This is a genomic window from Maribacter forsetii DSM 18668 (assembly GCF_000744105.1).
GTDB lineage: Bacteria > Bacteroidota > Bacteroidia > Flavobacteriales > Flavobacteriaceae > Maribacter > Maribacter forsetii.
In genome coordinates, this window is record NZ_JQLH01000001.1 from 598,129 (window position 1) to 623,065 (window position 24,937).

The 24,937-nt window shown below is 35.8% G+C and carries 25 protein-coding genes; 5 read left to right on the forward strand and 20 right to left on the reverse strand.

The annotated features are described in order from the left end of the window. Window positions 1-60: 60 nt before the first annotated feature. Window positions 61-1,410, forward strand: a complete 1,350-nt coding sequence (locus P177_RS02525) for a dihydrolipoyl dehydrogenase family protein (RefSeq protein WP_036151499.1) — start codon at window positions 61-63, stop codon at window positions 1,408-1,410. On the opposite strand, the gene P177_RS02530 is transcribed toward P177_RS02525, so the two are convergent. Genes P177_RS02530 through P177_RS02550 form a run of 5 tightly spaced genes read right to left on the reverse strand, consistent with a single transcriptional unit; the run spans window position 1,407 to window position 8,188 of the window. Further along, a complete protein-coding gene (locus P177_RS02530; protein WP_036151502.1) occupies window positions 1,407-2,210 on the reverse strand; it encodes a hypothetical protein in 804 nt (267 codons plus the stop codon). The two genes, P177_RS02525 and P177_RS02530, sit on opposite strands and share 4 nt — an antisense overlap. 57 nt (window positions 2,211-2,267) lie before the next feature. Beyond that, window positions 2,268-2,978, reverse strand: coding sequence for a ligase-associated DNA damage response endonuclease PdeM (gene pdeM / locus P177_RS02535; protein ID WP_316930771.1), 711 nt, complete (start codon window positions 2,976-2,978; stop codon window positions 2,268-2,270). A 52-nt stretch (window positions 2,979-3,030) separates the two neighbouring features. Then, complete coding sequence (locus P177_RS02540; protein ID WP_036151507.1) at window positions 3,031-5,502, reverse strand: ligase-associated DNA damage response DEXH box helicase; 2,472 nt, start codon at window positions 5,500-5,502, stop codon at window positions 3,031-3,033. Between the two features lie 50 nt (window positions 5,503-5,552). Next, window positions 5,553-7,166, reverse strand: a complete 1,614-nt coding sequence (locus P177_RS02545; RefSeq protein WP_036151509.1) for an ATP-dependent DNA ligase — start codon at window positions 7,164-7,166, stop codon at window positions 5,553-5,555. Continuing rightward, a complete protein-coding gene (locus tag P177_RS02550; protein WP_036151513.1) occupies window positions 7,163-8,188 on the reverse strand; it encodes a ligase-associated DNA damage response exonuclease in 1,026 nt (341 codons plus the stop codon). The genes P177_RS02545 and P177_RS02550 overlap by 4 nt, the downstream gene beginning before the upstream one ends. A gap of 103 nt (window positions 8,189-8,291) precedes the next feature. Here P177_RS02550 and P177_RS02555 point away from each other — a divergent pair, with 103 nt between their 5' ends. After that, window positions 8,292-8,714, forward strand: coding sequence for a tellurite resistance TerB family protein (locus P177_RS02555; protein WP_036151515.1), 423 nt, complete (start codon window positions 8,292-8,294; stop codon window positions 8,712-8,714). A gap of 49 nt (window positions 8,715-8,763) precedes the next feature. Here the strand turns inward: P177_RS02555 and fbp are convergent, their stop codons facing one another. After that, a complete protein-coding gene (gene fbp, locus P177_RS02560) occupies window positions 8,764-9,774 on the reverse strand; it encodes a class 1 fructose-bisphosphatase (RefSeq protein ID WP_036151518.1) in 1,011 nt (336 codons plus the stop codon). A 108-nt stretch (window positions 9,775-9,882) separates the two neighbouring features. Between fbp and P177_RS02565 the strand changes: the two genes are divergently transcribed. From P177_RS02565 to P177_RS02575, 3 genes are all read left to right on the forward strand, one after another. After that, the gene (locus P177_RS02565) at window positions 9,883-10,365 is read left to right on the forward strand and encodes a GNAT family N-acetyltransferase (RefSeq protein WP_036151520.1); all 483 of its coding nucleotides are present in this window, start codon (window positions 9,883-9,885) and stop codon (window positions 10,363-10,365) included. Between the two features lie 36 nt (window positions 10,366-10,401). Next, window positions 10,402-11,649: an aspartate kinase gene (locus P177_RS02570; protein WP_036151522.1), complete on the forward strand. Its 1,248-nt coding sequence runs from the start codon at window positions 10,402-10,404 to the stop codon at window positions 11,647-11,649. An 80-nt stretch (window positions 11,650-11,729) separates the two neighbouring features. Then, window positions 11,730-13,556 carry a GNAT family N-acyltransferase gene (locus tag P177_RS02575; protein WP_036151524.1) on the forward strand — a complete coding sequence of 609 codons (1,827 nt, stop codon included), beginning with the start codon at window positions 11,730-11,732 and terminating at the stop codon, window positions 13,554-13,556. On the opposite strand, the gene P177_RS02580 is transcribed toward P177_RS02575, so the two are convergent. From P177_RS02580 to P177_RS02645, 14 genes are all read right to left on the reverse strand, one after another. Beyond that, window positions 13,553-14,053, reverse strand: a complete 501-nt coding sequence (locus P177_RS02580) for a GNAT family N-acetyltransferase (RefSeq protein WP_036151526.1) — start codon at window positions 14,051-14,053, stop codon at window positions 13,553-13,555. The genes P177_RS02575 and P177_RS02580 overlap by 4 nt on opposite strands. A 10-nt stretch (window positions 14,054-14,063) precedes the next feature. Further along, window positions 14,064-14,387, reverse strand: coding sequence for an ArsR/SmtB family transcription factor (locus P177_RS02585; protein ID WP_036151528.1), 324 nt, complete (start codon window positions 14,385-14,387; stop codon window positions 14,064-14,066). A 79-nt stretch (window positions 14,388-14,466) separates the two neighbouring features. After that, window positions 14,467-14,862, reverse strand: coding sequence for a TM2 domain-containing protein (locus tag P177_RS02590; protein WP_036151530.1), 396 nt, complete (start codon window positions 14,860-14,862; stop codon window positions 14,467-14,469). A 56-nt stretch (window positions 14,863-14,918) separates the two neighbouring features. Continuing rightward, a complete protein-coding gene (locus P177_RS02595) occupies window positions 14,919-15,305 on the reverse strand; it encodes a VOC family protein (RefSeq protein WP_036151537.1) in 387 nt (128 codons plus the stop codon). Window positions 15,306-15,311: 6 nt separating this feature from the next. Then, the gene (locus P177_RS02600) at window positions 15,312-15,767 is read right to left on the reverse strand and encodes a DUF1801 domain-containing protein (RefSeq protein ID WP_036151539.1); all 456 of its coding nucleotides are present in this window, start codon (window positions 15,765-15,767) and stop codon (window positions 15,312-15,314) included. 1 nt (window position 15,768) lies between these two features. Next, window positions 15,769-16,713, reverse strand: a complete 945-nt coding sequence (locus tag P177_RS02605; protein ID WP_036151541.1) for a 2-hydroxyacid dehydrogenase — start codon at window positions 16,711-16,713, stop codon at window positions 15,769-15,771. 10 nt (window positions 16,714-16,723) lie between these two features. Next, window positions 16,724-17,089, reverse strand: a complete 366-nt coding sequence (locus tag P177_RS02610; protein ID WP_036151542.1) for a cupin domain-containing protein — start codon at window positions 17,087-17,089, stop codon at window positions 16,724-16,726. Between the two features lie 95 nt (window positions 17,090-17,184). Next, window positions 17,185-18,537, reverse strand: coding sequence for a magnesium transporter (gene mgtE / locus P177_RS02615; RefSeq protein WP_036151544.1), 1,353 nt, complete (start codon window positions 18,535-18,537; stop codon window positions 17,185-17,187). Then, window positions 18,524-19,390: a 16S rRNA (adenine(1518)-N(6)/adenine(1519)-N(6))-dimethyltransferase RsmA gene (gene rsmA / locus P177_RS02620; RefSeq protein WP_036151546.1), complete on the reverse strand. Its 867-nt coding sequence runs from the start codon at window positions 19,388-19,390 to the stop codon at window positions 18,524-18,526. Before rsmA ends, mgtE begins: the two co-directional genes overlap by 14 nt. A gap of 20 nt (window positions 19,391-19,410) precedes the next feature. Beyond that, window positions 19,411-20,043: a DUF4286 family protein gene (locus tag P177_RS20510; RefSeq protein ID WP_084684604.1), complete on the reverse strand. Its 633-nt coding sequence runs from the start codon at window positions 20,041-20,043 to the stop codon at window positions 19,411-19,413. 75 nt (window positions 20,044-20,118) lie between these two features. Next, window positions 20,119-21,906, reverse strand: a complete 1,788-nt coding sequence (locus P177_RS02630; RefSeq protein WP_036151548.1) for a tetratricopeptide repeat protein — start codon at window positions 21,904-21,906, stop codon at window positions 20,119-20,121. A gap of 115 nt (window positions 21,907-22,021) precedes the next feature. After that, the gene (locus P177_RS02635) at window positions 22,022-22,348 is read right to left on the reverse strand and encodes a DMT family transporter (RefSeq protein WP_036151555.1); all 327 of its coding nucleotides are present in this window, start codon (window positions 22,346-22,348) and stop codon (window positions 22,022-22,024) included. A 44-nt stretch (window positions 22,349-22,392) separates the two neighbouring features. Next, window positions 22,393-23,235, reverse strand: a complete 843-nt coding sequence (locus P177_RS02640) for an endo alpha-1,4 polygalactosaminidase (protein WP_036151557.1) — start codon at window positions 23,233-23,235, stop codon at window positions 22,393-22,395. Between the two features lie 103 nt (window positions 23,236-23,338). Further along, the gene (locus tag P177_RS02645) at window positions 23,339-24,880 is read right to left on the reverse strand and encodes an amidase (protein WP_036151559.1); all 1,542 of its coding nucleotides are present in this window, start codon (window positions 24,878-24,880) and stop codon (window positions 23,339-23,341) included. Window positions 24,881-24,937: the final 57 nt, after the last annotated feature.

The following is a 24,937-nucleotide window of genomic DNA, read 5'->3' on the forward strand; positions in this document are numbered from 1 at the left end:
GGGCTACATATTGCCCGTAAAAAGTCGCAAATTGTGTAGTATTATAAAAAGTACTGTTTTATGGATGATAAGGAGTTTGATGTTTTTGTAATAGGAAGCGGAATTGCGGGGCAAACCGTTGCGAAAGCTTGTGTAAAAGCTGGTATGAAAGTAGCAATAGCGGATAACCGTGAGTTTGGTGGTACCTGTGCCAATAGAGGGTGCGATCCAAAGAAAATTTTGCTGGGTGCCATGGAGGCATACGAATTAAGTGAAAATTTAAAAGGAAAGGGAATTAGTAAACCTGCTAAAATCAATTGGAAACAACTGCAAAAATATAAGCGAAATTTTACGATCAATGTTCCCGTTTCTACCGAGCGTATTTTAAAAGAAAAGGGAATAGTTCTATTTCATCAATCCCCGAAATTTATTGACAAAAACAGTCTGTTAGTAGAAGGTAAAAAAATTACTGCAAAAAAGATCGTAATTGCAACGGGGCAAATACCAAGAACACTAACAATACCCGGGGCAAAGCATTTTAAGATTAGCGACGATTTTTTAAACCTAAAAAAGCTACCTTCTAAAGTTGTATTTGTGGGTGCAGGGTATATAGGAATGGAGTTCGCTCACATGGCGGTAAGAGCTGGAGCCGAAGTAACTATTATAGATACCGGTAAAAGACCTTTACATGCGTTTGATGAAGATTTAGTTAAAGAGCTTAGAAAATATTCTGAGTCATTAGGTATAAAATTCATTTTTGAAGCAACACCGATTTCTTTGAAAAAGAAGCGAAAATTACGTACGCTGACGTATAAAATTAAAGGTGTAGAAAAGACGATAGAAGCTAATGTATTTTATAATACTGCCGGTCGTGTACCAGCATTAGCGGCTTTAGATCTTGAAAAAGGCAATGTTGATTTTAGTGATAAAGGTGTTGAAACAAATAGCTTTTTGCAAAGTAAAAGTAACCCTAATGTATATGCTTGTGGAGATGTATCTGATAAGAATTTACCGCTAACTCCGCTCTCGGGTAGACAAGGTTATGTGGTGGCTGAAAATATTTTAAATGGTAATAAGAAGGAATTGGAAGTTCCAGTGATACCGTCAGTGGTATTTACATTGCCTAATTTGGCAACCGTAGGTTATTCTGAAGATGAGGCAAGAGCTAGATATAAAAATGTACATGTCAAATTTGATATAGCGACAGATTGGTTCAATGCTAAAAGAATTAATGCTCCGCTATATGCTTATAAAGTGATTTTAAATGAAAGAACCAATGAGATTGTTGGTGCTCATTTGTTAGGGCCAGGTGCTGGTGAGACAATAAATATCTTTACCATGGCAATTAATCATGGAATGACGGATAGGGATATAAAGTCTACTATTTTCTCCTATCCATCTTGGTCTAATGATATAAAAAGTATGGTCTAGGATTTCTCCTTTAACCGTTCTTGAAGTTTTTTGAACGGACTAGTTTTATGGTTTTTTATTCCATGTGCTGCAATAGTGGTAAAAAGAATAATAGCACCTGCCATTGCTGAATAGGCAATGTACATATTAGAGCCATTATGTCTTACAAAAATGGCTGCCAATGCCCAAACGCCTACAAGGGCAAATTCTCTCATGTTTCTTTTCCATATCATTAATAGATTAATGACTGTGGCTGCTACTATCATATTTATCGTCCAGGCTTGTTCAGATAAAATACCACCGTTCCAATCTAGCTTGCTTAAATATGCTGATATATTGGCAATGGTGGCAACAGATATCCATCCACTATAAAAACAAATGGGCCACCAAACAAAAGCCAATACTTCTATAGGTGCATCCCATCTTTCCATGTTTGTGTTCAGAATAATTTTTATGAGCGAAAGCAGAATACCTAACATAATTATAACTGAAAGTCCTGTGTAATTGTACATAAATGCAATTACCCAACAACAGTTTAAAACATTCGCCAAGACAAACCAGTAACCTGTTTGTTCAATAAAATCACTTTGTTTAGCACTGAAAAAAGCTCTTTTTACTTGAAAAATACCATATGCCAGTAGGCTCAAAAATATAACACCCCAAATGGCGAAAGCATATCCTGCAGGAGTAAACAAATTAGCGTACTTGGCGCTCATTTCACCTATTGTGGTATCGTTTAAAGAAAAAGCCTGTGAAATGTAATTCACTAGAATGACCAAAATAACGGAGACTAAGTTGAGAACGGATAGCTTCTTTTTCATAATGTAAAACTATAGCGGTTATCTTATAAAGTTATGCTCTTTAGCACATTAAACGAACTATTTTCGGTATTTACGCTTCTTTTTCACCTCTTTTATTGGAACAGGTAGTACTGCATCTCCTAAAAGCGCATAAATTTCACAGCCATCACAAGGTTCTAAGGTGTAGGTGCCCGTAAATTCGCCAAATGCAGGCACTATCATTTGATGCTCGGTTTTATAAAAACAAGGTAATCGAACAGATTGCCTACCTAATCCACTTAATTTAATGGCGGGGTGTATATGTCCCGAAAAATTAAAAAAACCTTCTCGTTCTTCTGGGTGGTGGGTCAAAAGAAAAGAATCGATTATCAATTCGGGAATTACCTTTATTGATAAAGCTTCATATTTTAATGGCGATATAATATCATGATTGCCGCTTACAAGAATAATTTCAGCTGATATGGTTTTTACCCATTCTTCAAAAATTGCCCATTCTATATTTAATGAGGAATGGAATAAATCACCTAAAAAAATAATTGTTTTAGGTTTAAAATAGTCTACAACTTCAGTTAAAGCGTCAAAATTTTGCTTTACGGCTTGTTGCGGTACTGCAGCGCCATATTTTCTAAAATGAGAAACCTTGCCTAAATGCACATCGCTGATTAATAGCGTTGAATTTTCTGACCAGAACAATGCGCCAGAGAAATGCATTTCAAAAGTTTGATTATGAAGGATGATGGAATGGGTCATTGATGCAAAATTACAAGAAAGTCCGGATTTAAAATTCATTTTGACCTCAAGAACAGAAATTCCCTCTTTGGTGGTTAAAGGGCAAGGTTTTTTATTTCTTCATCAATAGTGCAGCCATCTTTTTAATTCGATCAGCCAATTTTTCGCTCGATAATTTTTCGCGTCCCACACGTTCGGTAATTAAAGGGAAAGAAAATGGTGTGGGTTGGTCGCACGCCTTCCAAACGATTTCTTGTGTTGCAATTCGCTCTAAGGACAATCGTAAACGACCTTCTTCTAACTGGTGTTCAAAAGTCTCGGTAAAAGCTTGTTGAAATAACAAATTGTCTGGCTCATAATCTCTAAATACATCGAATAGCAATTGAGAACTACTTTGCAAATGCCTCATTTTTATTCCCTTTTTAGGATAGCCGGTAAAGACCATTCCACTAATAATGGCAACATCCCTAAACCGTCGACGTGCCATTTCAGTAGCATTTAAGCTTTTTTGCAAATCATCTAACATATAATCTGTCGTAAACAGATCATTATCCAATACTTGCTGAATATCTATGGGTTGGTCTGATAAAAGTTCAAAACCGTAATCATTGAATGCTAATGAAAAAGTAATAGGGGAGAGCAAACTAATGCGATAGCCCAGTAAACTTCCCATGGCTTCGTGTACAAAGCGACCTTCAAAAGGGTAGAAGAGGTGATGGTAGCCATCGCGAGTTTTAAAGGTTTCAATTAAAAATTCCGATGGTTTGGGTACAATACTATCTCTTCGTTGTCGGTCAAAAAGAGGTTTCAATGCCCGTATTTCTGCAGATTGATTTTTTATAGGTTCACTAGAACTGTATAATTCGTTTCTAAGTAACTCGGACATTTGGGCGGATAGTGTTAATCGGCTCCCCATCCAACTAGATATCTTATTGGTTTTTTTGTTCGAGTTTTTTACCTGAACGGTCATTTCCTTTATCCGAATGAATTCTAAGTTTCTGCCCGCAAACGTAAATACATCACCTCTATTTAGTTTAGAAATAAAGAATTCTTCAATAGATCCAATATAGCCTCCTTTTTGGTACTTGACAGATAAATTTACATCACCTACAATAGTGCCTATTTGAAAACGGTGACGCATTGCTACGCCTCTATTATTCACTTTAAACTTGCCATCTTCTTCGATTTGTACTTTTTTGTACTCGTCATAACTCTGTAAACTCTGGCTGCCCATCACCAAAAAATTCAATAACCATTGCCACTTTTCTTCAGTAAGTGCTTGGTAGCAAAATGTCTGCTTTATTTCTTGATAAATTTCTTTAGGATAGAATCCTTCAGAAATCGCCAAAGTGGTTAAGTATTGCAAGAGCACATCATAACTGTTGAGGTAGGGCATGCGGTCTTCAACGGTATTCTGCTTTACTGCTTTTTGCAATGCCGATGCCTCTATAAGTTCAATGGCATGCGTAGGTAAAAAATAGATAACACTTTCCTTGCCAGGTCTGTGACCGCTACGCCCTGCTCGTTGTAGAAATCGGGCAACCCCTTTTGGTCCGCCAATTTGAATTACAGTTTCTACGGGAGCAAAATCTACACCCAAGTCTAAACTAGAAGTACACACAACAGCTTTTAACTGTTCATTTCTAATGGCATTTTCTACCCAAACCCGTGTTTCTTTATTTATACTACCATGATGCATTGCCATTTCACCTGCATACTCAGGGTGTTTTTCCAGTATTTTCTGAAACCAAATTTCGCACTGACTTCTAGTATTTGTAAAAAGTAGAGTGGTTTTGCTATTATTGATGATAGGTATTACATCTTCTAACAAATGTAGCCCCAAATGCCCACGCCAAGGAAAGGTTTCCATCTTTTTAGGAATAATACTTTTTACCGTAATTTTTTTATTGATGTTGGCTTTAATGAGAACGGAATTTTCAAGAGTTTGAGATTCAATACCTAGTAGTACATCTCGTGCTTGTTCTAAATTACCTATAGTTGCGGAAATTCCCCAAATGCGTAATTGTGGTGAGACATTTTTTAAGCGAGATAGTGCAAGCTCCATTTGTACACCCCGTTTGGTACCGAGAATCTCGTGCCACTCATCAACGACAATTGCCGAACAGTCTTTAAAAATTTTCTCATAACCTTTTGATGCTAAAAGTAGTTGTAGGCTTTCTGGTGTAGTGATCAGCAAATCTGGCATTTGCTTTTTTTGCTTCGCGCGTTCTTTCGTGGTGGTATCACCAGACCGAATACCAACGGTCATTTGCGTGCCTAAATCTAAGGTAATACGTTCTGCGGATTGTTTAATTTCTTGGGATAACGCACGTAGTGGTGTAATCCAAATTGCTTTTAATCCCTTTTTGTGCTTTGTCTTATAGTTAGGATTATTCTTAATGTAATTCAATACAATAGGAAACCACAATGCATAAGTTTTACCACTACCTGTTGGTGCATTTAGGAGTCCGTTTTTACCCTGTAGAAATGCCTTCCAAGTATCTTTTTGGAATTTAAACGGTTTCCAATTTTGTTCTTGAAACCAATTTTCGGCGATATCGTATAGTTCTTGTCTTTTTACCATTGCGAGCAAAGCGAAGCAATCTGTTTATATAAGTTATTTTTTCGTATTGTTTAGTTGGGTATTAGCGCCTCTAAATCTGATAGCGTATTTGCTTCATGAATGTTCTTATCTTTTCGCCATCGTAACATTCTGGGAAAACGAGTGGCTATTCCACTTTTATGTCGTTTAGATAATGCTATACCTTCAAAAGCAATTTCAAAAACGTGATGTGGTGTAACACTTCTTACAGGTCCAAATCTTTCTAGCGTATTTTTCTTTATCCATGCATCAAGCTTTCTAAATTCCGCATCTGTTAATCCGGAATAAGCCTTTGCAAAAGTTACCAGTTCTTTTTCTCCTTCCTCGTTGTCTTTCCAAAGGGCAAAGGTATAATCTGTAAAGAGATTACTGCGCCTTCCATGTCCTCTCATGGCATAGGTAAGTACGGCGTCAATAGTTAACGGGTCAACTTTCCATTTCCACCAGTCACCCTTTTTTCGTCCTACTAAATAAGGAGAATCTTTTCTTTTTAGCATCAATCCCTCGCTATGCATTTCACGAGAGCGATCTCTTTCTTGTGCCAACTCATCCCATGATTTAAAATGCATTGTTTCAGAAATGTGAAGCGGTATTTCGTTTTGGCTACGTTCGGTGATATCGTTAAACATTTTCTCTAAAATCTCCCTGCGCTTCATAAAAGGTAACTGTCGAATGTCTTTTCCTTCCCATTCTAAAAGGTCATAGACTTTTAAAATAACAGGCACTTTTTTCATAAGCGCCGCGGTTACATTCTTACGCCCAATACGAGTTTGTAAATCGTTAAATGTTCCAATTGTTTCTTTAGGATAAGGAAGAATTTCGCCATCAATAACAGTACCATTGGGAATTACGCTTATAAATTTTTCAAATTCGGGATACTTATCCGTTACCAATTCTTCACCACGGCTCCACACAAAAAGTTCATCATTTCTAAGGATAACTTGTGAGCGGATGCCATCCCATTTATGTTCAGCAGACCAGTCATGAATATCGCCTAAGTCAGAAGCTTCACCTTCTATTGCATAGGCTAAATAAAATGGGTAGGGTTTAGATAGGTAATCACTTTCATTTTCTTCAAGAACCAATTGCTGAAAAGATATAGTGTTCGGGTCCCAATTTCCCATAAGTTTATAGGCTAGTATATCTTCATCTATTTCGGTAGCTTTGGCTAATGCCCGGGTCATTAATTTTTGACTTACACCAATTCTGAAACCGCCAGTTATCAATTTTGTAAATACAAAACGTTCATAGTAGTTTAATACTTTCCAGTTTTCATATAGGTACCTTTTCTTTTCTTCATCCGTCTTCTTTTTTAAAGCGATCATTTCTTGCAGAAATACCGTTAGGCTTTTATCTGATGACTCATTTGCTGCAGGAATGACCAATGCTATGGTCTCGGCTAGATCACCTACAATATGATAACTCTCTTCAAATAACCACAGGGGTATATTTGCCAATTCTGAAGCCCAAGTTCTTAAAAGAGTGGTGTTGACAGGTCTTGGTGGTCTTCTATGAGATAAAATAGCTATTGTCCATACCTTATCGGCATCGTTGGCTTTTAAAAAGTAATCGGTCAACGCTTGAACCTTAACCGTAGTTTTATTGGTGCTATCTAGTGTCTTTATGAGCTGGGCGAAATTTTTCATATGGCTGCAGTAGATTTTGAAGCCAGTGCGGTTTCGTTTTCTTCTTCACCGTATTGTGTAGCTTCAGTTCGTGCATCATAACCTTGTTCTCGCAAATATTTGGAGAATATATCTGTGTACCCGTGTGTGCAGATAATTTTTTCCGCTCCTGTTGCTTCAATACTTTGTAGAAGTCCAGGCCAATCGCAATGATCACTTAATACAAAACCTTTATCTATGGCTCTTCTTCTGCGAGCTCCTCTAAAGGTCATCCATCCGCTTGCGGAAGCAGTTACATAAGGTACCATTTTTCTGATCCAAGTACTGCCATGTGCACTTGGCGGTGCTAATACAATATTGCCCAGTAATTGCTCTTTTTTTGTTTCCCTGGTAATCAAAGTCGTTTTTGGAAAATCTACAAGAGGGCGCAATACCTCTGTCATATTTTCAATGGCGCCATGGGTGTAAATTTCACCAATGTCCGTATTTAAATATTTTAATAGACGCTGCGCCTTACCTAAACTATAGCCAAAAAGTATAGAGGTTTTGCCTTCAGCTTTATTTTCTGCCCACCAATTATTTATGTTCTCTAGCACTTCTGCTTGTGGCGTCCATTTAAATGCAGGAAGTCCAAAAGTACATTCGGTAATAAAGGTGTCGCATTTTATGGGTTCGTACGGAGTAGAAATGCCATCATTTTCGGTTTTATAATCGCCTGTAAACACCCAAACCTCACCTTTATGTTCTACACGTATTTGAGATGAGCCAATAATATGACCAGCTGGATGAAGACTAAAAGTTACATTATTAATGATAAATGTTTCTCCCCATTCCTTTCCGGTAACATTAATTTCTCCTAATCTGTGTAGAATAATAGGAACATTTTTATGATGTGTTATATACTTTTTATGACCATATCTACTATGGTCTGCATGACCGTGTGATATTATGGCATGGTCAACGGGTTTCCATGGGTCTAGGTATACACCGGCTTTTTCGCAATAGATACCATTGCTAGTAAATTGTAATAGAGGAGTTTTCATAGCAATGTCAAGTTACAAATTATGATTACAAACAAAGTTGATGACAATAGAAACTATGACCTCTAAAAAAATTATATTTGCTCAAATAATTAAAAAATAAAATATGTCTTTTGCAGATTTATATACAAGTGGGGAGCATAGAAGAAATTTGGCTCACTTTGCCGCTTTAGCAACTTTAGCTTCAGTTGACGGTGAAATTAGTACAGAGGAGAAAAAAATGTTGGATCGTTTTGCAACGAAACTGGATATTACGAGATCTGAGTACGAAGAGGTGATAAAAAAAGAAAACAAGTACCCAATTGATTCTACATCTGATTCTGAAAAGAGGCTAGAGCGTTTATTCGATTTATTCAGAATTGTATATTCTGATCACGAAATTGATGATGAAGAAAGAATTTTAATAAAAAAATACGCTATAGGATTAGGTTTTACAGGAGAGAAGGCTGATAAAGTTATTGAACGTTCTGTAGCCATATTTGGTGGTAAATTCGATTTTGAAGATTATTTGTATCTTCTTAGTAAATAAAAACCTATAATATTTAGAAATAAAAAAGGGAGCAATTTGCTCCCTTTTTTTAATGATATTTATTTAAAAATTCTTGTAGTTTTTCAACCATGTTTCTACTTCCGCAGAAAAACGGAACCCGTTGGTGAAGCTCTGTTGGTTCAATATCCATGATTCGGTTTTTACCGCCAATAGCCAATCCGTTTGCTTGTTCGGCTAAAAAAGCCATAGGGTTACATTCATATAGTAATCTAAGTTTACCACTTTGGCTAACACTACTCTTTGGGTACATGTAAATACCACCTTTGATCATGTTTCTATGAAAGTCAGATACTAAAGAGCCTATATACCTAGAAGTATAAGGTCTGTCATCTTCCTCCATTTGGCAATACTTGATATAATCTTTTACACCTTGATGAAAATGCACGTAGTTACCTTCGTTTACAGAATAGATTCTGCCATTTTCTGGAAACTTCATGTTTGGGTGAGATAGATAGAACGTACCTAATGCCGGGTTCAAAGTAAAGCCGTTTACACCATCACCTGTTGTATAAACTAACATGGTAGAGGTGCCATAGACTACATATCCTGCAGCAACTTGTTTGTTACCAGGTTGTAGAAAATCTTCCATAGTTACTGGTGTACCTACCGGAGTTACACGTCTGTAAATAGAAAAAATAGTACCTACGGAAACGTTTACATCAATATTAGAAGAACCATCTAAAGGATCAATAAGAACTACATATTTATTTTGATGATTTTCATCGTTACTATTAATGCTGATGAAGCTATCTTCTTCTTCAGATGCAATACCACATACAATTTCTCTATTTTTTAATGTTTGAATGAATTTATCATTAGCAAATAGATCTAATTTCTGCTGGTCTTCGCCTTGTATGTTGGTTTCACCAACTCCGCCCAGAATATCGATTAGTCCTGCTTTGCTAACTTCGTGGTTAACTACTTTAGCGGCTAATCTAATAGCATTAATAAGTTTTGATAATTCACCTGAAGAGTATTGAAATGAATCTTGATTTTCAATAATAAACTCGCCTAGGGTCTGATTTCTTTTTGGAGACATTTTTTAGTTTATGGTTATATACAAATATCGTGTATTTTGTTAAACGTTTCATTTTCATTTTAATTACATTTTTTAAATTTATAACTTTGTGTTTTATTTGTAACAATTATGAATTATACAATTAGAGTTGCCCAGAGAGAAGATATGAAGCAAGTGCTTCAATTAATTCAAGAATTAGCCACTTTTGAGAAGGAAGATGATGCAGTAGAGGTAAGTGTGCAAGATTTGGAGGAAGACGGATTTGGTAAACAGAAGTTGTTTCATTGTTTTGTTGCAGAAAAGAGTGATAAAATTGTTGGTATGGCTTTAGTATACCCAAGATATTCTACCTGGAAAGGTCCTGTAATACATTTAGAGGACTTAATCGTCACCAAAGAAATGCGTGGTACTGGTCTAGGTACCGCACTGCTAAACGAGGTAGTTAAATATGGTGATGAATTAGGAGTGAAGAGGATAAGCTGGGAGGTAATAGATTGGAACGAGCCTGCCATTGGTTTCTATGAAAGTAAAGGGGCTAATGTCATGAGAGATTGGGATGTGGTTCAATTGGATGAAACCGGAATAAAGGAGTACTTAAGCGCATTGGCTTAATTAAAAAAGAACAAAAAATTTAGATAGATATTGAGTATGAGGGTTTTTAAATTTGGAGGAGCATCTGTTAAAAATGCAGATGCTGTTAAAAATGTAGTGAAGGTTTTGCAAGAAGTAGGGTATGAAAATACGTTATTGGTTGTTTCGGCAATGGGGAAGACCACCAATGCTATGGAAGATATCATAAACGCCTATTTTGAAGATAAAAAAGAAATACCGTCTAAGGTCGCTGAGATGGTAGATTACCATTTAGGTATTATTTCAGAATTATTTCCTAATGCACAGCACGCTATTTACAAGGAAATAAAAGTATTGGTCGATGAGATTAACGGATTTTTAGTTTGGAATAAATCGCCCAACTATAATTTTGTTTACGATCAAATTGTTGGCTACGGAGAATTACTTTCTACCACTATAATCAGTGCCTATTTTAAAGAAGTTGGTATTACAAATAATTGGTTAGATGTACGAAACTTCATTAAAACCGATAGTAATTATAGAGATACCACTGTAGATTGGGAGCGTACACAAGAGAACGTTACTAAAATTGATCAAAAGGTGTTGAACATAACACAGGGTTTCTTAGGTAGTGATGATAACAACTTTACTACGACATTAGGTCGTGAAGGATCGGATTATTCCGCAGCTATATTGGCGTATTGTTTAAATGCGGATTCTGTAACCATTTGGAAGGATGTACCTGGCGTTTTAAATGCAGACCCAAGATATTTTGAGGAAACACAATTGCTTAATAATATCTCTTACAGAGAAGCTATTGAATTGGCATTCTACGGTGCATCGGTTATTCACCCAAAAACATTACAACCATTACAACGTAAGGAGATTCCGCTTCATGTAAAATCTTTCGTTAATCCTAAAGGTAAAGGAACAACGGTAGGTAAGGGAGTTGGTATAGAACCAAAAGTTCCTTGTTTCATCGTTAAGAAGAATCAGGTATTAATGAAATTATCATCGCTAGATTTCTCTTTTATAGTAGAAGACAGTATTAGCGAACTTTTTAAATTGTTTCATCAGCATAAAATTAAGGTAGACTTAATCCAGAATTCCGCTATTAGTTTTTCTGTTTGTATCGACAATAAATTTGGAGGCTTAGAAAAACTTTTACAACAATTGAAAAGTAAGTTTAAAGTTGCTCATCATGAAAATGTATCCTTGTATACCATTAGGCACTTTAATACTAAAGCGCTAGAATCATTACAGAACGGGCATGAGTTGTTATTGGAGCAACGCGGTACGGAAACTGTTCAGCTAGTAGTGAAGTAATTTCAACATCATTGCAATAATTTTAATAGGTACCTACAAGGGCTATTTTCCTATATTTACAGTCTAATCGATGATGATTTATGGGTTTAGTTACCGCGAAGGAAGTTGCCAAGGCTATCAACCTCTCTAAATACGGAGTGTTTGGTACTTTTATTGGTTGGGTGTTGTTGAAGATTACGAGATTATCTGCCATTAATAGATTCTATGATTCTATTGCCCATTTAGAAGGTGAAGACTATGCAAATGCCATTCTAGAACATTTTGAAATTGATTACGAAATTCCTGAGGAGGATTTTAGACGTTTACCCAAAGAAGGTCCGTATGTTACTATTAGTAATCACCCATTAGGAGCTATTGACGGTATTTTACTATTTAAATTAATGGTAAAGCAGCGTCCAGACTATAAGATAATGGCGAACTTTCTACTACAAAGAATGGTGCCGTTAGAGCCTTATATTCTTCCTGTAAATCCGTTCAGTGAACATAAAGATGCCAGAAGTAATCTTGCCGGATTCAAAAGAACATTAGAACATTTAAATAATGGTCATGTATTAGGTGTTTTTCCTGCTGGTGAAGTCTCTACTTATAAAGACGGTAAACTCATTGTAGATAAACCTTGGGAAGAGGCAGCTATAAAATTGATTAGAAAGGCAAATGTACCTGTAGTTCCTATTTATTTTCATGCAAAGAATAGTTCTTTGTTTTATCGCATTTCTAAATTAGGCGATTCTTTACGTACGGCAATGATTCCGTCACAAGTATTCTCTCAAAGAAATAGACCTATTAAAGTGAGAATAGGACAGCCAATTTCTGTAAATGCCCAAAAAGAGATTGAAAGTTTAGAGGAGTATACAGACCTGTTGCGTCGTAAAACCTATATGTTGTCTAATGCATATGAAAAAGAGCGTTTAATAGATCAAATACCTACATCTCTTAAAATACCTAAACAACCCAAGAAGATTGCTGAGGCTGTACGTAAAGAGGTGATGGAAGGGGAAATAGAAAAGCTTAGGGAAAAAGATTGCCGCTTACTTCAAAGTAAGAATTACGAGGTTTTTTTAGCGAAAGAAAAAGACATGCCGTTTATTTTAAAAGAAATTGGTAGACAGCGCGAAGTAACTTTTAGAGCAATAGGCGAAGGGACTAATAAAGCTATTGATTTAGATAGCTTTGATAGTTATTATCACCATCTTTTTCTTTGGGATAATCAAGCAAAATGTATTGTTGGCGCCTATAGGATGGGTATGGGATCAGAGATTTTTCCTGAACACGGTATTAATGGTTTTTATGTTCAAGATCTCTTTAGGGTAGAGCCAGAATTGTACGGTATGATGCAAAATTCCATAGAAATGGGTCGTGCTTATATTACCAAAGAATACCAGCAAAAACCAATGCCTTTATTTTTACTTTGGAAAGGGATTGTGCATACTACATTGCGGTTTCCTGAGCATAAGTATTTAATTGGCGGTGTTAGTATCAGTAACCAATTTTCTAACTTCTCTAAATCATTGATGATCGAGTTTATGAAGTCTAACTATTGGGATCCATATGTTGCTCAGTATATTAGACCTAAAAAGGAATTTAAAGTGAAACTTAATGATGCGGATAAGGAATTCGTTTTTGATGAAACGCAAGCCGATTTAAATAAGTTTGATAGGTTAATAGATGAGGTAGAACCTGGAAGTCTTCGTTTACCGGTTTTAATCAAAAAGTATATTAAGCAAAATGCAAAAGTAGTCGCGTTCAACGTTGATCCATTATTCAATAATTCGGTAGACGGATTAATGTACATTAAGATAGCCGATTTACCAGAGAGTACTGTAAAACCTGTAATGGAAGAATTTCAGGCAGAATTGGAACGGAAGTTATTGGAATCTCAAAATTCAGGGATAGAAGAGCAAATTTAATCTACGCCAACAATACTACTTCGTCGTTCAAAAAGTACATTATCTACCCACTTTCCGTGTAGTTTTCCAATACGTTCACGTTTGCCGATCATTCTAAACCCAGAGGCTTCGTGGATTTTGATACTGCCATAGTTTGTAGGGAATACGCCTGATTGTAGTGTCCAAATACCTTCTTTTTCGCTTGCGCTTATTACATGTTGTAATAATAATTTACCCAGACCTTTACCTCTGCTTTTTTTAGAAATATAGACGCTTATTTCTGCTACCCCGCCATACACGCATCTGTTGGAAACTGGGGAGAGTGCAACCCAACCTAATATTTCATTATCACTTTCAACTACAAAACGGCAAGTGCTCATATGTGCTTTGTTCCAAGTTTCAAAAGTGGGAACATTGGTTTCAAAAGTGGCTATACCAGTATCAATGCCTTCTTTGTAAATATTAGCAACGAATTCCCAATCTGTGGGCAGCATTGTTCTTATTGTTATATCATTCATATAAAGTTTTTTAACAACAATTGCTTTTGGTGGCGTCGAAGAAAGAATTTAATAGTGCTTGTACCGCTGTCCATTTTTGTAAATTAATACAATAACATACTTTTTTACCTTCAATTTCACCACTAATTAAATCTATACTCTTTAGTTCTTTTAAATGCTGTGAAATAGTAGGTTGTGCTAAACCTATTTCATCAACGATGTCATTGCAAATACATGCATCTTGCTGACTTATATATTGTAGAATTGCAATACGTGCAGGGTTGGACAGTACCTTGAAAATGACCGCCAACTTATTCTGCTCTGTATTGAAAATTTGTGTTTTGGTAATTCCCATTTTGTATTTACATATTGCTATATTACGATAATAAAATATATAAAAAAAGCCAGATATTGTTTTATCTGGCTTAAGTTGTTTAGAACCAAGGTTTTCTGCCTACTTGGTATGTGTTGTAAAATTCTTCGTCGGTTTTTGTTAAGTAGATGATACCTTCAATCAATCCTATAACTCCTGGAACCCATACGAAAAGTAGACCAACCCCAACACAGGATAAAACCCAGGCAGCCACTGAAACACCCAAAAGAATAAATCCTTCCTTTTGATATCCCAAAATAAATTTATGAACTCCGAATCCTCCTAAAAATATTGCTAATAATCCTGCTAATACTTTTTTATTGTCTCCTCCTGGACCTCCGCTAAAAGCTTCTTTAGCTCCTGCAGTAAATTCATTAGCTGTTTTTTTAGCTCCTTCGCTAAATTCTTTTGCAGATTCTTCTGCCTTATCTCCGAAATCTTTGTTTTCTTCTGACATTTATTTGTTGTTTGGTGGTTATTATTAAGGGTTAAATGTAGCGATTATTTTAAACATCATAGAAATGCTTTATCAATTGGTTCCCAAAGTTCTAGCTTATTTCCGTCTGGGTCCAAAATCCATCCAAATTTTCCATATTCAAATTCTTGGATATCACCCACAACAGTAACTCCTTCTTCCTTGAGAACTTCCAATAGCTCTACTAGGTTTTCAACCCTAAAGTTCATCATAAAATTTGATTGGCTAGGCTTGAAATATTCTGTGTCTGCGTTCATTGGGCTCCATTGTGTTGAGCAGTCGTTGCCTTCTTTGTCTTTCCACCAAAATGTACAGCCATATTGATCTGTATTCAGTCCTAAATGTTTGTTATACCAATTTTTAGAATGGTCAGGGTCTTTTGTTTTAAAGAAGAATCCGCCTAAGCCTGTTACTCTATTTTTCATAGTTATCTATTTTTTGATATTATTCTCGTATAAACTAATCCATTCTTGGGGAGTCATTTTAGTGCATAGTTCTGCAATGAGCTTGTACGGAATATCATCCATACTTTTAAAACGAACGCAACTTTTGCCCATATCTAGCTTGCGTTTGCAATGAATAGGGTATTCGTTCTTGAACCAGTTCATTATAGCAGGGTCTGCATATATGCCGGAGTGATAAAGTGCGATAAAATTCTTCTGTGAAGCCAAATTTATAAAAGGCAACGGTAGTTCTGCTTGTACATGATACCCAGCCGGATATAAAGAATGTGGCACTACATAGCCCAACATGCCATAACTTAATTGCTCTTCAAAACCATTTGGTAAATTTTGTAAAATAATACCTCTTATCTTTTCAATAACCTCTTTGCGTTCTAGTGGTAATTGGGCAATATATTCGTCTGGTGTGTTGGCTTTGTATTTCATATCACTCTAAAAATTTTGCTTTCACTTTGTCTACTACCGTTTGGGCCAGTTTTATTTTGCTTTCTACCGTCCAACCTGCTACGTGTGGTGTTAGAATCACTTGGTCAGAGTCAATTAGATATTGAAATGCTTTAGGTAAATTGTTATCTGTAAACATATTTTCAAAAGAGGCTTTTTCATACTCCAGTACATCCAAACCTGCACCAAGAACTTTTCCTGATTTTAAGGCATCGACCAGATCCGTAGTTACAATGCATTTGCCTCTGGCTGTATTAATAATCCAAATAGGATTATTGAATTTTTCTAGAAACTCAGCATCGACCATACCAATGGTCAATTCTGTTTGTGGTACATGTAGACTAACAACATCAGCTCTATTTTGGAATTCCATAATGCCTACTTGGCGTGCATTTTCATCTTCTACACCACCTTGTATGTCATAGCAAATAACCTCTTCTACATCAAAACCTTTTAGTTTTTTAGCAAAGGCTTTTCCCATATTACCATAACCAATAATACCTACTACTTTGCCCTCTAGCTCTATACCACGGTTACCTTCACGATCCCATTTGCCATTTCTAACTTCCTTGTCGGCGGTATTTAATTTATTAAATAATGATAAAAGCATACCTAACGCATGTTCACCAACGGCATTACGATTGCCTTCTGGTGCAGCAGCTAGAAAAATACCTAGTGATTTTGCGTGTTTTGTATCGATATTTTCTAAACCTGCGCCTAGTCTACCTATAAATTTCAAGTTTTTTGCTTTGTCTAAAAATGCAGCATCTATAGAAAATCTACTTCTAATTATGAGTCCGTCATAGTCTTCGATTTTGGCTTCGATCTGTTCTTTGGTCGAGCTATAATCTTCATCGTTCTGAAAACCTAATTCAGCGAATTGTTCAATAATCAATGGGTGATTTATATCTACGTGTAATACTTTCATTTATGCTTAATTATATTTCGGGGTAATCTGTTTTTGTTTTTTCGTCTGAAACGTTGCCGGTATGGGCAGTACTTAATTTTTCAAAAAGCATGACGTGTACTTCTTCATCGTTCTTCGTTATTGGGCAATGTTCAATGCCTTTGGGGACTATAAAAATCTCTCCTTGTTGTACTACTTCCGTACGGTCTCTAAATTGCATGTGCAAAGTACCTTTTACTACTTGAAAAAGCTCATCTTCATTGTCGTGTGAATGCCATACAAATTCACCTTTCAGCTTTGCTAATAAAACCTGCATATTATCTACAACACCTATTTGATGTGGATGCCAATACCCATTGACCAAATCATATTTTTCTTTAAGATTAATGCTTTTCATGGACGTATATATTCGATTCTAAATTAGCGGTGAAAGGAAATTAATAGAGTAATATACGGAAACCACAGTATTCTAAAAAGAAGAGTAGTAGTTTATTATATGCCCAAAATTAACTTGGCGATAGAAAAGTAGATTAAAATACCGAAAATGTCATTGCTTGTGGTAATAAATGGTCCGGTTGCAATGGCGGGATCAATACCTCTTTTGTCTAAAAATAATGGCACGAAAGTACCTATGAATCCGGCAACAACAATCACTGCGATCAATGAAATGGAAATTGCCAATGAGGTAAGGAAATCTCCCTTCCAAATCCATGTAAAAATCAATAATAAACAGGAAAGTATAACGCCGTTCAATAATGCCAAAAGCATTTCTTTGATTAATCTACTACTTATACTTCCTTTAATATCGTCATTTGCCAAACCTTGTACTATTATGGCGCTAGATTGTACACCAACGTTACCTGCCATTGCAGCTATTAATGGCGTAAATAGAAAGAGTACAGTGTATTCACGAAACATTTCTTCAAAACCACCCATGATCAAAGCGGCACCTGCACCACCAAATAGACCTAAGATCAACCATGGTAAACGCGCCCTTGTAAGATCCCAAATACTATCATCAGCTTCTACATCTTGAGATATACCGGCTGCCATTTGGTAATCGCGCTCAGCTTCTTCTTTGATGACATCAACGATATCATCAATAGTAATACGACCCACCAATCTACCAATTTCATCAACTACAGGTATGGCTTCCAAATCATACTTACTCATGATTCTTGCTACCTCTTCTGGGTCTTCATTAACGTTGACAGAATCTACATTCTTTATAAAAACATCTTTAATATGTGTTTTGGTTGAAGTGGTTAATAGATCTTTTAACGATAACCGGCCTTTTAGCTTGTCTTCGTCATCTACCACATAAATAGAATGTACGCGGGTTACATTTTCTGCCTGTGTGCGCATTTCTTTAACACAAGTAAGTACATTCCAGTTTTCATTGACCTTTACGAGCTCTTTTGCCATAAGACCACCTGCGGAATCATCTGCATATCTTAAAAGATCAACGATATCTTTTGCGTGTTCTCTATCTTCAATTTTAGAGATAACGTCTTGTATTTGGTCTTTAGGTAACTCGCCAATAATATCTGCGGCATCATCGGTGTCTAGCTCCTCTAATTCGCCGGCAATTTCTTTTGTAGATAGACTGCTTAATATAGCTTCACGAACATCTTCATCTAACTCTGTAAGAACATCGGAAGTTTTATCGCTGTCCAATAATTTAATTAGATAGGTAGCTTTGTCCTTATCCAATTCATTAATGATTTCAGCAACATCGGCATAATGCACAGTACTCAACATAGCGTTTAGTTCAGTATCATTGCTTTGTTCAATGAGCTGTTCTATCTCTACTACAAGTTCTTCTGTAAGCTTAAAGGGTGTCATCCGCAATTTTGTTCGTCAATGCTATAAAATCGTCAACCGCCAACTGTTCCGGTCTAAGGTCAAATATAGTATCTTCTCTTAGATTATCTGATAATGAAAATGTTTTTAAACTGTTACGTAATGTCTTTCGACGTTGATTGAAAGCGGTTTTTACTACTCTATATAATAATTGCTCGTCACAAGAAAGTTCAAAGTTGGTTTTACGTGTTAATCTTAAAACTCCGGATTGTACTTTTGGTGGTGGGTCAAAAACATCTGGTTCTACCGTAAAAAGATATTCGGCATTGTAAAAAGCTTGAACTAAAACCGATAAAATGCCATATGTTTTACTGCCTTCTGCTGAACAAATACGCTGCGCAACTTCTTTCTGAAACATCCCTGAAAATTCAGGTATTTGATTTCGAAGCTCCAACATTTTAAAAACGATCTGTGTAGATATATTGTATGGAAAGTTACCGGTAATACCAAATTGCTCATCGCCGAACAAAGTGGAAATATCAAAGTTTAGAAAATCTGCTTCTATCACTTTAAAAGAACCATCGCCCTCAAATGCCTTTGGGTGTTCTAAAGGAAAAGTTTCGTTTAAGTACGTAATGGACTCTGTATCCAAGTCCATTGCTACTAAATTGCTATCTCGTAAAAGTAGGTATTTGGTTAAAACGCCTGTTCCCGGACCTATTTCTATGACATTTTTAAAATCTTGCTGTAATAGTGTTTCGGCAATTTGCCTGGCAATGTCTTCATCTTTTAAAAAATGCTGACCTAAGTGTTTCTTCGCTTTTACAGGACCTTTTTCATGATGCTTTTTATGAGCATACTTATCATTTTTGTTCTTCTTTCTTTTCGTTCCCATAAATCTCTTTTAGCGACAGTTTATTTTGCTATATAGGCCCAAGCTTTTTTCCCCGATGCCAATTGAATTTCAATTCTTTCGTATGCTTCACCTTCGTATCTATCTGCTTTATGTAATTCTTGATGAGATAGTGTATATACTTGACCTTTGATTGAATCTTCTTTTGATCCTGTGTGTTGTAGTGTAGGGTATAGGTCGGCTACTTTTATATCTGATATTGTATATAATGGTAATTCGTCTTCAAATCCGTTTAAAGGTCTTGCGAATACTCCCAACTGTACTTCTCTTTCCTGTAAAGTTCCGTAGGTGAATAAATAGTGGGTTGCTGTAGCTCTTTGTACAAAGAACTCATCTACTACTTCTAATTCTGTTTTAAAAGAAACCAACTGACCTGCAAATTTCTTTTGAATACTTTCTATTAGTGCCGGTGCATCTTCTTCATAATACCTGTCTAAAGTAGCTTTGTCCGGTACGGTGTATTGAACTGAATAGGTATAGCCACCCATATCTTCTTCTACCAAAACTTTAGTGAATTTTGCACTTAAGAATTTACCGGTTGAAAGAACTTGTGGTATGTGCGTTTCTTTCATCCATTGCAGCCAAGTATCATGGGTCGTTTCTTCTATATTGGTGGTAACGTTATATATGTACATGTATTATTTCAAGTTCTATTTGAATTGCAAAGTTAGTTCAACTAGGGCTTAAAACGAATTAGATAGGTCGCGATTTTAATTTATGACGTCTCCCCTTAAAATTCTAAAGTTTTTACGGGCTTCAGGAAAGTAATAGCTGTCTTGATAATTGTAGATGATTTTCTCGTACTGCTCTTTTGCCTTTATGGGGTCATTGAATTGTTTACGGTAAAGTTCACCCAGTGCATAATATGCATCATCGGCAAGAATACCATTGCCATAAAATGTGATGATTTTTTGATAGTTTAACTGAGCGTCTTCGTATTTCTTTTGCTTTTCAAATAGTTGAGCTTGTTTTAAGAGTGCTTCATCTTCGATCTTTTCCCCTTTATGATTTTCTAATATATCTCCTAAAGCAGTAATGGCTTCGTCGGTTTTATTTTGATAGGCCAAGAAATCTGCTCTCGCATATTTTTTTAAGGCAGTTTGCGTGGAATCTTCCAACGAATTGTCTGATATCAAAAGGCTCAACTGCATAGCGTCATTTGCTATGAGTTGAGAAGTAGAACTTCGTAGTACTTTTAATTGCGTTAATGCCCAATCAAAATCTCCTTTGTAAAAACTGGTTTGTGCTACTTTATAACGTGCATCTTGACCTAAAACATCGTTCTTTAATTTTTGCTGAATCTGAGAGAAGAAGATGAGTGCTTCGTTAAACTTTTTGTCATACACCAAAATATCGCCTAGTGCTAGTTTTAAATATGCAGTACCTCTATCGCTTAATGGTAATTCTAAACTATTCTTTAGCAATTTTTCTGCAGGTGCGGGATCGTTCTTTTTAAACGTAAGAAAATTTGCATAGGCAACTTGCAGCTGTAATGATTGCGATTTATATCCGTAAATGTCTACAAGAGCATCGTACTTTTTTTGAATAGCATCTAACTGTCCGTTTGTAGCATTTAGTAAATCAATATCAATAAGGTTTAGTTCTGCATCTAATTGCGTAATCTTATTACTGGTGTTCTCAATGATGTAACCGTAGATATCTTTTGCGGTGTCATATTTTTCATTATCTAAGGCATCGTTGCCTAAATTCTCCAATCTGGTGGTAGAGCTGCCGTTCATACGTTTAAAAATGGCTTTTTCTTGCCTAAACGCACTACCGTATTGCTTTTGCTGAACAAATAACCAGCTTAAAAGCTCATTCCAAAGAACATCTGGGTTTTTCTGTGCACGCTCTAGTAATACCTTTTTTAATAGGATGTTATTTTTATCCGTTGCTTTTTCAGAGATAAAATCATCTATACTTCTTAGAATGTTAGATTTAGAGGTTTTACCATCAATAACAAGATTGAGGTATGAGTTGTACATGGCTTCAACATTACCTTGCTCTCCATATATTCTAGCAAGTTGAAAATTGAAGTTTAAAGCAGGATTCAATTCCATTGAATTTTTAAAAGCTTTAATCGCTAAGTCCAGCAGGCTGTATTTTTGAAATTGAAGACCTAAGGCGTAACCGTAATTAGGGTTTTTAGGGATAATATCTAACGCTTTGTTGTAATACGTTTGTGCCATCTGTTCATTGCCCTGTAACTTGTAATTATAACCTAGATCAATTAATAATGTAGGATACGGATTTCGGTCTTTTAAACGCTGATTTAAAAAATCTTCAGCATCTTGGTAGCGTTCTAATTGCTGATAGCAGGCAACTAAATCTTGTACGTATTCTGTTCTTCTAGGGCTTTTTTCTACTAGTTTTTCATAAAAAACTACGGCTTTTTCAAAATCACCATCAGCAAAATATTGCTTCGCCAAGAAATCATCCTGGGCAAAGCAGAATGTTGACAGAACTAAAAATGTAATTATGAAAAAGGTAAAGCGCATAATCAAAGATACATAGAATGCAGTAAGTTGTTGTTAAGTAGATGCTAACAAGCACTTGATTTTATGCGGTTATAGTATTTATTTCTAGTTAGTAAATCTTGTAATGACTATGGTATTAATGGGATACTACTTTAAGACCTATAATAGAACCAATTAATGTTGTAATAAAAAGAATACGTAAAAAAGTAGCTGGTTCTTTGAATACGAATATACCAACTAGTACTGTGCCTACGGCGCCAATACCTGTCCACACGGCATATGCGGTACCAATGGGTAATGTTTGTGTCGCTTTCACTAATAATATCATACTTATGGCAAGAGCAACTAAAAAACCAACATACCATAAATACATTTCATTGCCAGTGGTTTCTTTGGCTTTACCTAAACAGAAGGCAAAAGCTACCTCAAAAAGACCGGCGATTATTAACAGTGCCCAATTCATAATACAAATACTTAGTTATACTAAAGGTCGATAATCTCTACTACCTATTCATTGTAATGTAGGTATTTTTTAAGTGTAGTGTCTTCGCAGATAAACGAAAGGTCTTCATTGTAAATAGCTTGGTAATCAGCATAGACTTGATTGCAGTTGCTTTCGTTATAATGAATTATTATTACAAGTTTTTCGTCATCTAAAAAGCTTTGTGCTCCAGAGGTATCCCACCAATTTTTCTCATCATTGTATGATTCATATGTTACCCCATCAAAATCTTCGGCATTTTCAACGAAGTTCTTTGCCATACATTTCATGCCTTTTTCATGTACATAATTACAAAGCTCTTGATAGTAGGCAATACCATCTTCTTTCGATACTTGAATGCCATAAGTTTCTCGCGTATCATCATATAAAGCCCAGTCCATATTATCGAACTCTACCCAATCAAAACCTAAATTGGCAATTTTATCAATTCTAGCTTTCATAACATCGATTATTCCGGTAGTGGTGGTGTTTACAAAATATTCACCTGACCACTCTGCCCATTGTTCTGTAGTTAAAAAAGGTTGAAGTTGATTAAAATTATCTCTCCAATCTTCACCTGTGCCAATGCTTATATATGCCGCCAATTGATTTCCATTTGCTTTTATTTCAACAATGGATTCTGCAACATCATCTTCAAACGGATCAACCAATACGTAAGCATTAGTTGCATTTAAAGCAATGTACGCAACTTGATCTACCTCAAAATTTTCAATATATGCGTGGTTGTAAACTGGTATAGCGTTGAAATTTTCATTTTCTTCCTTTACCTCTTCGGTATTAGTATTGTCATCTTGGTTGCTGCAAGCAAGAAAGACCGATAACATTAAAAGTAAGATAAGGTTTTTCATAATAAGTATTCAAGGTAAAATTTAAGACATATAAAAGACTGTCTGTTTATATACGCCAAAGAATAGGAATTAGCCTATTCGAACCTTAATATGAAAGTTGATGCTATTTTAAATCGGGTGCTTTTCTGTGTTTGGTGCCCTGTTCATAAGAATAGGTAAGGCCTATTAAAACAGGCTCGTCATACATTCTGCCTAAAAACTGAAGTCCCGCAGGTAAATTTTTACTTGTAAAACCCATGGGGACGGTAAAAGCTGGCTGTCCTGTATGCGGACTAATAATTTGACTATTATCTCCCTTATATTCTTCTTGAAATTGATTAATTGGTGCTGGCGGGTTGTTCCATGATGGATAGACTATAGCATCTAGTTGTAAAGAATCCATCATGTTTTCAATAGCTTCTCTAAAAGCAACTCTGCGTATATCTGTATAGGCATCTAAACAGGGCATTTTTGATTCTTCCCATCTTCCAGTGTGGGCGGCATTTCTTACTAACCTTTCTCTCGCAAAATTAGACTTGCTTCCTACTTCAATAATATCTTCAATAGTTTTTAGTGAATCATTTTTAACGTAATCGGATAAAAAAGTCTCGACATTTTCACGAAAAGTAGCACACCATTGGTTTTGTCTTAAGTTTTGAAAATCAGGTACGATAACCGAATCGATGACCGAAGCTCCTAAAGAGTCTAATTGGACAAGTGAATTATTAAATAATTGATTTATTTCAGGATGCGGATTGTCATCACTTAAGGTTCTTAGAACACCTATTCTAGAACCTTTCAGGGCATCTTTTTTAAGAAATTGTGTATAATCTGTTGGTGTATTCCCTTCTGAATATTTTGTAAGTGGGTCTTTAGGGTCTATGCCTGCAATAACTTCTAAAACTTTAGTTGCATCTTCAACAGAACGGCACATAGGACCGACTACATCATTTCTCAAATAAAGCGGAACAATTGCGCTTCTACTAACTAAACCTAGCGTGGTTCTAAACCCTACTAATGCATTGTGAGATGAAGGTCCTCTAATGGAATTTCCGGTATCTGTGCCTAGTCCTATAGTTCCAAGATTAGCTGCTATCGAAGCACCGGTACCACCACTGGATCCAGCAGGTACATAATTGGTGTTATATGGATTTTTAGTTGTGCCAGCTGTTGAACTTTCGCTATGCATAGGGCTAAATGCCCATTCTGCCATGTTAGATTTTGCAATGATAATAGCACCAGCTTCAACAAGTTTTTTAATGATAAAAGCATCTTTTTCAGGTATATAGTTTTGCAGTGCTAGTGAACCGGCAGTAGTAGGTAAACCTTCTGTATTGATATTATCTTTTACAATTAACGGTATGCCGTGTAAAGGACGTAAAATGCCTGTTCGTTTGTATTCTTCATCAAGTTCTTTTGCTATTTTTAGGGCTTGGGGGTTGACCACAGTAATTGCGTTCAAAGTGCTATCAAAATTTTCAATTCTTTCAAGATAGGTATTCACTAGCTGTTCACTATTGAAGGTTTTATCTTGATATGATTTATGTATATCGGAAATGGTTAATTCTTCAATATTTATCTCTTTCTCTTTTATGCTTTTTTCATCAGAGCAGCCAAGAAAAAATATACTTATAAGTAATAAACAGCAATTGAATTTAAAATTCATAATGAAGAAGGTTTTAAAATTTTGTCAATTTATGTTTCTAATGAAAATTGAACCTTC